The organism is Paenibacillus sp. FSL R5-0701, assembly GCF_037973995.1.
Taxonomy (GTDB): domain Bacteria; phylum Bacillota; class Bacilli; order Paenibacillales; family Paenibacillaceae; genus Paenibacillus.
The window spans coordinates 5,188,704-5,201,228 of the sequence record NZ_CP150230.1 but is presented as its reverse complement, the minus strand read 5'-3'; the positions used below and the strand labels follow the sequence as shown (position 1 = coordinate 5,201,228).

General features: G+C 44.2%; 10 protein-coding genes. 6 read left to right on the top strand and 4 right to left on the bottom strand.

Features of this window, described 5'->3' with window-relative positions; translation table 11 throughout:
• Positions 1–74: 74 nt before the first annotated feature.
• The 3 genes from MKZ13_RS22945 to MKZ13_RS22935 form a co-directional block, all read right to left on the bottom strand.
• Positions 75–854 (bottom strand): hypothetical protein, encoded by a 780-nt coding sequence (locus tag MKZ13_RS22945; protein ID WP_221824510.1) that lies wholly within the window; start codon positions 852–854, stop codon positions 75–77.
• Between the two features lie 110 nt (positions 855–964).
• Positions 965–1,726, bottom strand: coding sequence for a LuxR C-terminal-related transcriptional regulator (locus MKZ13_RS22940; protein ID WP_221824508.1), 762 nt, complete (start codon positions 1,724–1,726; stop codon positions 965–967).
• A gap of 26 nt (positions 1,727–1,752) precedes the next feature.
• A complete protein-coding gene (locus tag MKZ13_RS22935; protein ID WP_221824506.1) occupies positions 1,753–2,817 on the bottom strand; it encodes a suppressor of fused domain protein in 1,065 nt (354 codons plus the stop codon).
• A 147-nt stretch (positions 2,818–2,964) separates the two neighbouring features.
• On the opposite strand from MKZ13_RS22935, the gene MKZ13_RS22930 reads away from it, so the two are divergent.
• From MKZ13_RS22930 to MKZ13_RS22905, 6 genes are all read left to right on the top strand, one after another.
• Positions 2,965–3,258, top strand: coding sequence for an antitoxin Xre/MbcA/ParS toxin-binding domain-containing protein (locus MKZ13_RS22930; protein ID WP_083657375.1), 294 nt, complete (start codon positions 2,965–2,967; stop codon positions 3,256–3,258).
• 289 nt (positions 3,259–3,547) lie between these two features.
• Entirely contained in the window at positions 3,548–5,005 is a 1,458-nt protein-coding gene (locus MKZ13_RS22925; protein ID WP_169481317.1) for a glycoside hydrolase family 1 protein, read from the top strand.
• Positions 5,006–5,155: 150 nt separating this feature from the next.
• A complete protein-coding gene (locus MKZ13_RS22920) occupies positions 5,156–6,823 on the top strand; it encodes an S-layer homology domain-containing protein (RefSeq protein ID WP_339178463.1) in 1,668 nt (555 codons plus the stop codon).
• A 44-nt stretch (positions 6,824–6,867) separates the two neighbouring features.
• Positions 6,868–8,298, top strand: coding sequence for a glycoside hydrolase family 1 protein (locus MKZ13_RS22915; RefSeq protein ID WP_336765139.1), 1,431 nt, complete (start codon positions 6,868–6,870; stop codon positions 8,296–8,298).
• Between the two features lie 233 nt (positions 8,299–8,531).
• On the top strand, positions 8,532–9,383 hold the full coding sequence (locus tag MKZ13_RS22910; protein WP_145323608.1) for a PRD domain-containing protein: 852 nt from the start codon (positions 8,532–8,534) through the stop codon (positions 9,381–9,383).
• Positions 9,384–9,511: 128 nt separating this feature from the next.
• Entirely contained in the window at positions 9,512–11,416 is a 1,905-nt protein-coding gene (locus tag MKZ13_RS22905) for a beta-glucoside-specific PTS transporter subunit IIABC (protein WP_221824500.1), read from the top strand.
• 71 nt (positions 11,417–11,487) lie between these two features.
• On the opposite strand, the gene MKZ13_RS22900 is transcribed toward MKZ13_RS22905, so the two are convergent.
• Positions 11,488–12,390, bottom strand: a complete 903-nt coding sequence (locus MKZ13_RS22900; protein ID WP_339178460.1) for a LysR family transcriptional regulator — start codon at positions 12,388–12,390, stop codon at positions 11,488–11,490.
• Positions 12,391–12,525: the final 135 nt, after the last annotated feature.

The window sequence follows — 12,525 nt, the reverse complement described above, 5'->3', positions numbered from 1 at the left end:
CGACAATGATCTCCATAGATCGTTATCGGGGTTGTGTTATATGTGCTTTGAATAATGGCAGTAATCGAAAGCGATTATTTGAATTGAACCGATTTTTTGATGGTATCAATCTCGGCTTTGGTCTTATCATCCATGTAAGTGAAGATGAAGTTGAAAGCATAACCTTCAATGATTGTACTATAGTAATCTTGAGTAATGGTTGAACCGTCACCTGCATCCATCGTGATTTGCATCAGATCCATCTCTTTACCACCGATGGTTTCCGTTGTCATTTCCTTATAATCGTAAGGGAACTGGCTATCCACCATGAATTTTTTGGTTGCTTCCAGGTAGTCTTTACCTGTACGAATGCCTTGCAACAAGCTTACTTTCTCAGCAATGGCCATAGCGGAAGGGCCAACTTGACCCCCGTCCAGTGGATACTTTGAAGCCATAAGCAGATTCAATGTTTTGGTCTGAGACAGTTCGATTTGTTTTTTCTTTGTTTCATCATCACCAGCAATCGCTTCGGATGAAGCACTTGTCAGCTCATTCATGCCTGCAGCATCCTGGAACTCCCATGCTTCCGGGAATTTCAGAGATACGCCGAAATAATCATTGTTGTAAGAACCTTTTTCCGTCGTCCCCAGCTCAACGTCTTGGGAATTATCAGTTTCCTTGGACTCTTCGCTTGCTGGTTCTGTTTTCTCTGTTTCTTCTGTATTCGCTGTATCTGAATCAGTACCAGTCGTTGTTTCTGTCGGGGTAGGCTCTTCTGTTGCGGCTGTGTTATCTGCTTTGTCACCGCAAGCGGCTGCAACCAGCATAATCATAATAAGCATGGCGAATAAAGAAGCTTTTTTTGGAATTGTCATATTACCCTCCTGAAATGTGTGTGTGTGTTTCTCTCTCTACATGTTGCCTGCTTTCTAAATTGTAGCACAAATGTTCTCATATACTACCTATAGGAATCTATAGGGGTCTTCTATACATAAGACATTCGGCTGGCAATTGAAACAGCTTCTGTGCTGGATTGCACACCTAATTTGTTAAAAATCACTTTTTTGTGATGATTCACGGTGCATTCCTTGATCTTTAATTTCAAAGCAATGGCTTTTACAGTGAGGCCACCGGCTATCATCTCAAGAATGGTTAACTGACGCTCGGTGAACTCCACCGTCGGTTTGTCGCACAGTTCAGCAGTCTGTTGACTCTGGTAACAGTTCTGCATGTAAGCTGGAATTAGCTTGGCAATGGCGATTAGTTCACCTTGCATATCTGCATTAATGGTGGACACATCCAGATAACCAACATGTTGTGATCCCATGAACAGAGGTGCGGCATAACAATGCCAGCTTTGAAAATAAGGACTTTCATGCTGTTCCGGCAGCAACAGTGCAGGTTTATTGTTATCCATCGATTCTGATATGGCGTTAACTCCACAGCTCTTTGCGGTGAAGATCATACCCGGACATATAGGGGAATGTTTCACCACAGCTTCAAGATCTGAACTGTAATCCATGGAGAGTAACACACCGTCCGTATCTGTGAGTAGAAAAAGATAGGTGCCCGTTAAATTCTCTTTGATATCCGAGATACTGTTCTGGAATGCATGAATCAGAAAGTGATTGATTTTGCGAAGCCTGTCCAGACTGGATTTTGGTAAATAGTCGAACGGAGCCGTTCCTGCTGCATCCGAGCAAGTCGGGGACTCTTCGTGTCGTGTGGCAAATGTAATGGCAGGCATGTTGTTTCCTCCTTGCTGTACAGTTCTCATCCAATCGTTTGAATGACATGTCCTTCCTGGTCCTTAATCTCTGTTCTAACAATCTGAACGAGAAGATGATCTAACGAAACCACCTCGAATGTCCCTTCAACCGGATGAAGGTTCTCTGCCAGCTCCTCAACAATTTGTTTGTTTACCGTCAGGGTAACTTGTCTGTCCGATTCCAATACGGCTGGTTGTTCTCCTGCTTCGAACAGAATATTCGTATCCGGTCCAATCAAGGATAGGGAGGCACCTTTCAAAATTCGGCTGCGAAGGATGGTGCCAACTAATACGGCTTGTTTGGCTCCAAGCTGGAGTTTGGCCGGGACCGATTTTTGCAGCAATCTTTTGCGAGGAGACTCCCAAGCCAGTTGTTGTATGAATAAAAACGCTGTACTGGACCCGTCCTTCTCCATTCCATCCTCAACCGCTTGTATAACCGAAGGAATATCTGCGTACGAATTTCTCATCAGATCCGTCACATATTTGGGCATGAACATGGAGGAGACAGACAGGAATCCACGAGCATTCCAGCTTTGAACCATTTCCAATTCCCGACCTGTAATGCCAACCATCTGAATAAATTGCACTGAACCATTAGGCGTAGAGATTGCGGGTAGATCCGGGTCTTCAATAAACGAGAGAGCAGTCAGCAAAGTATCGGATTCCAGACAGATGGGGCCATTGGCGTCCATGTAATCTCCTGGCTGAAAGATATTTCCGCTGTTGAACACGTAACGTCCTACATTCTGTAGCAGATTCAGCGCCCAGGCTGGCGGATCAGTCTCTGCTTCACTGCGTGTAAGACGAAAGGTGAGCTCGAATCCATATCCGCTCTTGGATGCATCCTGCATCTCTTTTTCATATAATTCAGAGAAACCATATGTGACAAAATGCCAGTGAGGCATAGGTGTGTTCACCGCATAGACGCTGATACCATCAAGTGGATCAGGCCCACCGAGCATATACGGAAGGGCAGTGCCGTAGTGTTTTGGTTCCTGTTCCCCATACAATTCACGCATGGATTGATCAATCGCATCCCAACCGGATGTGTTTTCTTCCTGAGTCATTATTGAATCCTCCTTGACTGTTCTTTCCCCCGAAAAACATTTAAAATTAAGTCTACCTGTTACAGAAACGGATTCAAGCGGCTTAAGGATGAATTGTGTCAGATAGGACTTCGGAGTTATTAATTGCAATCCAGGGAGTGAAATTACATGAGTATGAAAGGTATCTATTTAAAGGAGTTTAATCAGGCAAGCTGGGACTCATTTTCCGAATTGTTCGAAGAACTTGGACAAAAGATGGATCCTGCATGGGTAGAACGTGCGCGATTACAAGGGATTCCGGCAGATATAAGTCGGGTGCTTTTGTGTGAAATGGGGGAGTACGCTTTTGAATGGATGGCGAAAGATATCCCGGCTTTAGGGGACCAAAGTCCCGCTGTTTACCTGGAAACGGAGGAAGGAGCGCAGGCATTAAGGGCAGCGATTATGCGTATGCCGCGTTAATTTTTTCGATGGTGAGAGTGTGTGAACGATCAGTTGATCCAGTGAAGTTGATTTTGCAAAATAGATATGTTACGCTTACATTACAAGAGCAAACACAACAGAATACGCAATAACATCTTTTGATGGATTGTAACTGTGAAGACAGGCAAAACCTAAACTGATGGTGAAATGAAAGCTCCTTTTTTTGGTGCTATTTTACCTTGAGTTTAGGTTTTTCTTGTTTTCTGCTCTAAATTGCAGTTTTTTACCTGGAAAAACCAAAATAAATTTCGAAAAGAGGTTGTTGTTCATGACCACGGCAAAAAAAGGATTCCCCGAAAACTTCCTATGGGGCGGCGCTACAGCTGCCAATCAATTGGAGGGTGCATTCGATAAGGACGGCAAAGGCCTCTCCACAGCGGACATGATCGCTCATGTTCCCAAAGAGAAGCGTACAGGCGGACATGCCATGGAAATCTCCTCTTCCCGAATCGAAGAGATCCTCTCCGGCAAAATCGAAGAACGTTTCCCGAAACGTTTTGGTATCGATTTCTACCATCACTTTAGAGAAGATATTGCATTGTTTGCTGAAATGGGCTTTAAAGTATTCCGTTTGTCCATTCACTGGGCACGTATTTTCCCGAACGGTTATGATCAAGAGCCGAATGAAGCAGGCTTGAAATTTTATGATGAAGTATTCGACGAATTGTTGAAATATGGCATCGAGCCGCTCGTTACATTGTCTCATTATGAGACACCGCTTGGCTTGACGCAAAAATATAACGGTTGGGCAGGCCGTGAAGTGATCCAGCACTATGTTCGATATGCAGAAACGGTGTTCAACCGTTATAAAAATAAAGTGAAATACTGGCTGACGTTTAATGAAATTAACGTCATGCTGTTCAGCCCGTACACTGGCGGCGGCATTCTGATCGATAAAGTGGACAACAAACTGCAAACCACTTATCAAGCGCTGCATCACCAATTTGTAGCAAGTGCATTGGTAACAAAGCTTGCTCACGAGATTATGCCTGGTTCCCAAGTAGGTTGTATGCTTGCTCGTATGGAAACTTATGCAGCAACATGTAATCCAGTAGATGTTCGTCTGGCTCAACACGAGAATCAGATTAACCTCTTCTTCACAGACATGCATGCTCGTGGTAAATATCCGAACTACATGGCTCGTTATTTTGAAGAAAACGACATCGTGATTCAAAAAGAAGCAGGCGATGATGAGATCTTGCTGAACAATACCGTTGATTTCATCTCCTTCAGCTACTACATGTCCGTAACCAAATCTGCATCTGCAGACAAGGAAGAAACATCGGGTAACCTGACTGGCGGCGTGAAAAACCCTTATCTGGAAGCATCCGACTGGGGCTGGGAGATCGATCCGATCGGTCTGCGCGTAACCCTGAACAACTTCTGGGATCGTTATCAGAAACCATTGTTCATCGTAGAAAATGGTCTGGGTGCATATGACCGTGTTGAAGAAGACGGTTCGATCCATGACTCCTATCGAGTGGATTACCTGAAAAAACACATTGAACAAATGAAAGAAGCCATCAAAGACGGTGTGGATCTGATTGGATTCACAGCATGGGGCCCAATTGACCTTGTGAGTATGTCCACTTCCGAAATGTCCAAACGTTATGGTTTTATCTACGTGGATCTGGATGACGAAGGTAACGGAACACTCAAACGTTCCAAAAAGGATTCATTCGACTGGTACAAAAACGTAATCTCCAGTAATGGTGAGCAACTGTAGTTCTCACGTTTTCTGAGCGGGCAAACCTGATATAACAGTTAGTGTTTAATGGAATTTAATGTTCCTGAGGGCCTGCTGATTAGCGTTTGTCCGTTTTTTTATGTGCTGCAAACATTACATATGGAGGGATATCTTTTGAAAAGATGGAGTATGAACACAAAAAGTATGGGATGGATGCTTGCCCTGACACTAAGTCTGAGTGTGATCTGGCCAACCACCGTTGGTGCGGAAAGCACCCAGGTTACTCGAATCCAGGCCAATACCTATGTTGGTGATCCTGGAGAGATGGTAGAGTCCTTTGACATTACTGTAGCGAATCCGGAGAAATATCAGAATCTGAAAGCTTCAGACTTCGAAATTACTGGCAATTATGATGGCTATCCTTTAAATGAAGCGGAAGAGATCATACAGAATGAGTATGAAGATGACGGAATAAAATTGACAATTACGGATCATACCATCCATATGGCGGTAAAGCCTTTTAAATATCCAGGTGGATTTAAGTCGGCATTTGCAGTCACAAGCAAGGCGTATCCTGAACTTTCTTTTGACGATAAAAATGTAAATGTAGTCAAAACTCGTACGGTCGATGAGTTTGAAAACGGACAATTTACAGGCAGTAATGGTGCGAACTTGTCCTATCAACTGAAACGAAGCACGTCCGAAGAACCAAAGCCGCTCATGGTATGGCTCCATGGTGGTGGCGAAGTTGGTACGGACGGGCGCAGCCATCTTACTGCAAATCGTGGAGCTGTAGTCTGGACGGAATCAGGGTATGATACTTCCGTACTGGCCGTACAGTATCCTGAGAATTACAGCTTCAAAATCTATGATAACCCGCAGCAACTGGCCCAGATGCAGGCGTACTTCGTGGCGCAGTATGAGTTGATTCAGAAGCTGGTTGCTGAAGGTGAAGTTGATCCGAATCGAATCTATCTGTCTGGTGTTTCCAGTGGCGGTGGTGGTGCCTTCCGTTTCTTGACACAATATCCCGATCTGTTTGCTGGAGCGATTATTGTAGCGGCCAAGGATACGGTAGCGGATTACACCGGATCTGTAGAAGCATTCAAAAAAGAACTGAAAGATATTGTGGATGTCCCAGTATGGATTATGCATGCCCAAAATGATCCAACCACTGACAGCCGGACAAGCTCTTTGGCTTATCAGGCTTTGACTGAGCTTGGAGCCAAGCATGTCAATATGATGCTGTATGACGATGCATACATGGATAGCCAAAGACTGTACGGTGGCATGAAGCATTGGTCATGGGTACCGGCTTTTGACAACAAAGAAGTACTTGCCGACCTGTTCCAACTAAGCAAAGGGACTTCAGGGGAACAGGATGGAGGTAACATAGAGCATGGAACAAAACCAACGGAGCCTGTGACAAGAGCGCAGATCGCCCTCGTGCTTGCCAACAAGTTAAATCTTCCTGAAGTATCCGAATCTGCTTACCCGTACACAGATTCTGCTCCTGAATGGGCTCGTCAGGCCATTGCGACAGTGACCAAGGCAGGATTGATGAAAGGTGTCAGCAATCAGATGTTTGCCTCGGGAGAGGAAGTAACACGTGCACAGATGGCAGTGATCGTAGACCATATTTTGACGAGTCGCGGTTGGAATGCTGCAGGCGAGTCAACTGTAGTATTGTTCAAGGATTTGAATGATAAGCATTGGGCTTATGAAGCCGTTCAGAATAGTGCCAAAGCCGGTATTATGTCCGGTATGTCCAAAGATCAATTTGAGTCATCGAAGTCGGTTACAGGTGCTCAGCTGGAGCTGATTCTACAACGATTGGAACAATTGCCAACCAACTAAGTTTTATAACCAAACTATTATAGTGATAAATAATGAGAGGAATGATTGATATGACTACACCATTTCCGAAAGACTTTCTATGGGGCGGCGCTGTAGCAGCCAACCAACTTGAAGGAGCTTATAATACAGATGGCAAAGGTCTTTCTGTTCAAGATGTCATGCCTCACGGGATTACAACGCCTAGAACGGAAGGTCCTACAGAGGATAACCTGAAACTGATCGGGATCGATTTCTACAATCGCTACAAAGAGGATGTTAAACTGTTTGCTGAAATGGGCTTCAAAGTGTTCCGTACATCCATCGCTTGGTCCCGTATCTTCCCTAAAGGTGATGAAATGGAGCCAAATGAGAAAGGTCTGCAATTCTACGATGACCTGTTCGATGAGTGCCACAAATACGGGATTGAACCACTCGTAACGATCTCTCACTATGAGACACCGCTGCATTTGTCCAAAACGTATGATGGCTGGGTAAACCGTAAAATGATCGATTTCTACGAGCGTTATGTAACAGTGCTGTTCAACCGTTTCAAAGGCAAAGTTAAATACTGGCTGACGTTTAATGAAATCAACTCCATCCTGGAGGAACCATTCATGAGTGGTGGGATCTACACGCCAAAAGCAGAACTGTCCAAACAGGATCTGTACCAAGCGATCCATCATGAACTGGTAGCCAGTGCCTTGGCTGTGAAACTGGGTCATGAAATTATGCCTGAAGCGAAAATCGGCTGTATGGTACTGAGCATGCCTACGTATCCGTTAACTCCGAACCCGGATGATGTGGTTGCAGCGATGCATGCGGAACAGCGCAATGATATCTTTGCTGATATCCATGCACGTGGTTACTATCCGAAATACATTAATCGTTATTTCAAAGCGAATAATATCAATATCAAGTTTGAAGATGGCGATGCTGAAATTCTGAAGCATACTGTAGACTTTATCTCGTTCAGTTATTATGTAAGTATCTGTGAGACAGGTGATCAGGAGAAACGGGTTGAAGGAAAAGGAAACCTGTTCGCAGGTGTGCAAAACCCTTATCTCAAAGCGAGCGAGTGGGGCTGGCAGATTGATCCGCAAGGACTACGCGTAACGCTGAACAAATACTGGGACCGTTATCAAAAACCATTGTTTATTGTCGAAAATGGTCTGGGAGCAGTTGATGAGCTGATCACGGACGAAAATGGCAATAAAACGGTGAACGATGATTACCGTATTCAATACTTGAATGACCATCTGGTACAGGTGGGCGAAGCTCTTGAGGATGGCGTAGAAGTGATGGGTTACACGTCATGGGGCTGTATTGACCTGGTAAGTGCTTCAACAGCAGAGATGAAGAAACGTTATGGTTTCATCTATGTAGACCGCAACAATGACGGTTCAGGAACACTGGATCGTTACAAGAAAAAATCTTTCCACTGGTACAAAGAAGTTATTGGTACGAATGGCGCAAGTCTTAAGAACAACAACGAGTAAATATTAGTTCTTAAAGCATGGTTGTACACGCACCTTCTTATGTCACATTAATGCACATTAACCGCTTTCACAAAAACATTGTCATATGGATAATTATATGGTAAGATGGGCCTAAGGCTAATGAATACTGGATTGTTACTGTTCAATCAGGCAAAACCAGAAGCAGGGCATATCTCGTGACCTGCTTTGGTTTTGCCTTTTACTACTTTGACGGTGCAAGGTGATGTGAAGAAATGAAAATTGAGAAGGTGCTGAACAACAACGTAGTTACCGTAATTGATCCGGGAGGAAACGAACTGGTCGTTATGGGACGTGGAATTGCCTTCAAAAAGCATACTGGTGAATCGATTGACGAGAGTCTCGTCGAAAAAATATTCTCGCTTGAAAGTAAGGAAGTATCACAGAAACTCAAAACACTTCTGTCTGATATCCCGGTTGAATATGTCGAGTGCTCGGATGAGATTATCCGTTATGCCGAGACGGTGTTAGGTGAGAAGCTGCATGAAAGCATCTACATTTCACTGACGGATCATATTCATTTTGCCATTGATCGACATCGTCAAGGATTGCAGATCCGTAACGCATTGTTCTGGGAGATCAAGCGCATGTACCGGAAGGAATATGCCATTGGACTCAAGGCGCTACAGATTATTGAGGAAACGTTAGGTGTCCTGTTACCCGAAGACGAATGCGCATTCATTGCAATGCATCTGGTTAATGCCCAGATGAACGGTGAGATGAGGGAAACGATCAGTATTACGAACATCGTTAAGGACATACTTAACATTGTAAGACGTAGCTTTGTGATCGAACTTGATGAAGATTCATTGAGTTATTATCGATTTTTAACTCATCTGAAGTTCTTTGCCCAACGTGTGTTGCAAGGAATGGCGATTGAAGATAAAGAAGAAGATAATCCACTTCATGACTTGGTGAGCAAGCAGTATCCGGAAGCACATGCATGTGCAGTAAGGATCAGTGACTATACGCGTAAGATCTATAATCGGGTGTTGTCCAAGGAAGAAATACTGTATCTGACCATTCATATTGAACGAGTTGTCAGAAATGAACAAACAATTGAATAAAGTTAGGATTGTTACTGCTAAAAAGGCAAAACCTAAACGTTGAATAATGATAAGCTTTTCTGCTTTGTCATTATTCAGTGTTTAGGTTTTTTTTTAACCTTCATTACACATAAAAGGAGCAAAACACAATGGATACACAACAATTGTCCAAGGATATACTGAAGCTTGTTGGTGGCGAAGAGAATATCGATCAAGTCACACACTGTATGACAAGACTCAGATTCAACCTCAATGACAACAAAAAAGCGGACAAAGCGACGCTAAAAAATACACCAGGCGTTATGGGTGTTATGGAGAACGGTGGACAGTTCCAGGTCATCATTGGTAACGATGTACCTATCGTGTATAACGCACTTGTTGGCAACATGTCCAAATCTCCAAACGCAGATAATGCAACATCAAGTGCTTCAACTGGGGAAAAGAAAAAGAGAAATCCAATAAGTGCGCTGTTCGATTTCATCTCAGGTATGTTTACACCAATCCTGCCTGCGATTACGGGTGCAGGTATGATCAAAGGGATCGTGGCGATCCTGGTCGCACTTGGATGGTTGTCCGATACCAGCTCAACCTACATCATTTTGTCAGCAATCGGCGACGGTGCATTCTACTTCCTGCCAATCATTCTGGCGATAAGTGCTGCACGTAAGCTGGGTAGTAATATGTATATTGCTGCGGCGCTTGCTGCGGGCATTATGCACCCGACCATTACAGCATTACTGGCAGATGGTCACAACTCATCCTTTATGGGGATTACAGTCATAGCGGCAACGTATTCTTCTACAGTTATTCCGATTGTTCTGGCAGTTTGGATTGCTTCATATGTAGAGAAAGCCGTTGATCGTGTTATACATGCTTCACTTAAGTTACTCATTGTTCCAACAGTTACCCTTTTAATTATGGTTCCTCTGACGTTGATGACTGTAGGACCACTCGGTACTGTTCTTGGTAATGGTTTGTCTGGTGGTATTTCATGGTTGTTCGATAACATGTCCATCTTCGCAAGTATCCTGATTGGTGGTACGATGTCACTGCTGATCATTACGGGTATGCACTATGCGTTGTTGCCAATCGTTGTAGGTTCAATGACAACACTGGGTTACGACTTTATTATTCCACTGATGTTTGCAGCTAACCTTGCACAAGGTGGCGCAGCATTTGGGGTGGGACTCAGATCGAGAAATAGCAAAACCAAATCCCTTGCCTATTCCACAGGTCTTACGGCTATTATGGGGATCACGGAACCAGCGATGTATGGTATCAACATGAAGTTCAAAAAACCATTTATCGCAGCTCTCAGCGGGGGTGCTATTGCTGGTGCATTTATGGGAATCTTCAATGTTAAATCTTATGTTATTACAGGACTTGCAGGTCTGCCGAGTATTGCGGCATTTGTCAGTCCAGCAATTAGCACTTTGATTTATGCTCTGGTTGGTGGTTTGATTGCCATCGTAGCTGCAGCAATCATTACGTATATCCTGGGCTTCCAAGAAGAAAATGCAACTGAGCCAGCAGCACCAGCAGCTGAGCCTGCAAAATCAGCAGTAACGACTTCTGTTGTAACTGAAGAAGCAAAAGCACAAGATGAGCAAGTATTCAGCCCGATCACAGGTGAAGTTAAACCGCTGAGCGAAGTTCCAGACCCTGCATTCTCTGAAGAGATTATGGGTAAAGGATTCGCGATTCAACCATCTGAGGGACGTGTTGTATCTCCGATCAACGGTACAGTATTCTCGTTATCGAAGAGTGGACATGCCATTGGTCTGGTAAGTGATACAGGCGCAGAGATGTTGATTCATATCGGGATTGATACCGTGAAGCTGAAAGGTCAATTCTTCTCTCCTAAAGTTCAAGCAGGTGCGAAGGTTACCGTAGGTGATGTATTGATGGAGTTTGACCGGGAAGAGATCGAAAAAGCCGGTTACACGACGATTACACCTGTTATTATTACAAATATGCATCAGTATGAGTCCATTGAATCTGCTGGTCGCACTACGATCAAAGAAAAAGACTTGTTGTTTACAGCTAAAGCTTAACCATAAAAAATGAAACAGCAGCTTCACCGGAGTGTAATCCGGTAAAGCTGCTGTTTTTTTGCTTATAGCTTTTACACGGGAAGCATATCCTGCACCAATTGCACAAAATGTTGTGCAGGCTTGGACAGATAGCGGTTTTGTAGCCAGACCAGCGCCGAGCCAACCGTGGAATGCTGATCCTGAATGCAATATACGTGGAAAGGGTGCTCTTGGTATAGCTGCAGTACCGTATGAGGCACGATGGAACTGGCGAAGCCGAGTCGGACCAGCTCGAGCAACATATTAATGTCTGAGCACTCACCCATGATGGAGGGAGTAACCTGATGCTCCCGGAACTTGTCCAAGATTAGCTCGAACATACCGAGTCCTTCTGTGCTTGGAAGCAGTAGAGGGATACCTGTAAGCTGTTCGAAGTAAGTCCCCATCTCCGCTGCTAACTCCATTTCTGACGGGTGTTCCAGCGGTGTCGAAGAAATATAAAAGAGTCGCTCCTGTGGCAGGTGCAACACCTCATAGCGTTCTGTCTGGACGGGCATGCGTACACAGGCAAGTTCAACTTTGCCATCTTCCAGCAATCGGCATAATTGCGCAGATTCATTTTGTTGAATTTTATAGGTAACCTGTGGGTGGGTGGTGCGAAACTGTTGCAGTGCTTGCGGGATCAGGCGATCCGATATGGTATTGATGCCGATCGCAAGTTTGCCCCGGATGCCATGACGGAAACTTTGCATCTCCATTACAGCTTCCTCCATATATTTGGTCAAGGTAACCGCATAATCATAGAAGCTGCGACCCGCCTGCGTTAGCTCCATCATACGTCCTTTGCGTTCAAACAAAATTACACCAAGCTCTTCCTCCATTAACTTAAGCTGCTGGCTTAAGGGTGGCTGAGCCATGTGAAGTCTTCGGGCTGCTGCTGTAATCTGTTTCTCCTCAGCAATGGCAATGAAATAGCGACATTGTTTGATATCCAAGTGATTGTTCTCCTTCGCTTGCAATGTATATGTAATTCGTATGGAAAGCCAACAAAACATGTATTTTTAATATACTACGATCTTATGTTACCATACATTAGATTTGCATACCTGACTAACAGGGTTTGGTTTCTA

What these genes read in the sequence shown, in the direction of transcription:
- MKZ13_RS22910 (WP_145323608.1), top strand. Translation starts at nt 8,532, where the DNA reads ATGAAAATTGAGAAGGTGCTGAACAACAACGTAGTTACCGTAATTGAT.
- MKZ13_RS22925 (WP_169481317.1), top strand. Translation starts at nt 3,548, where the DNA reads ATGACCACGGCAAAAAAAGGATTCCCCGAAAACTTCCTATGGGGCGGC.
- MKZ13_RS22905 (WP_221824500.1), top strand. Translation starts at nt 9,512, where the DNA reads ATGGATACACAACAATTGTCCAAGGATATACTGAAGCTTGTTGGTGGC.
- MKZ13_RS22940 (WP_221824508.1), bottom strand. Translation starts at nt 1,726, where the DNA reads ATGCCTGCCATTACATTTGCCACACGACACGAAGAGTCCCCGACTTGC.
- MKZ13_RS22935 (WP_221824506.1), bottom strand. Translation starts at nt 2,817, where the DNA reads ATGACTCAGGAAGAAAACACATCCGGTTGGGATGCGATTGATCAATCC.
- MKZ13_RS22945 (WP_221824510.1), bottom strand. Translation starts at nt 854, where the DNA reads ATGACAATTCCAAAAAAAGCTTCTTTATTCGCCATGCTTATTATGATT.
- MKZ13_RS22930 (WP_083657375.1), top strand. Translation starts at nt 2,965, where the DNA reads ATGAGTATGAAAGGTATCTATTTAAAGGAGTTTAATCAGGCAAGCTGG.
- MKZ13_RS22920 (WP_339178463.1), top strand. Translation starts at nt 5,156, where the DNA reads ATGAACACAAAAAGTATGGGATGGATGCTTGCCCTGACACTAAGTCTG.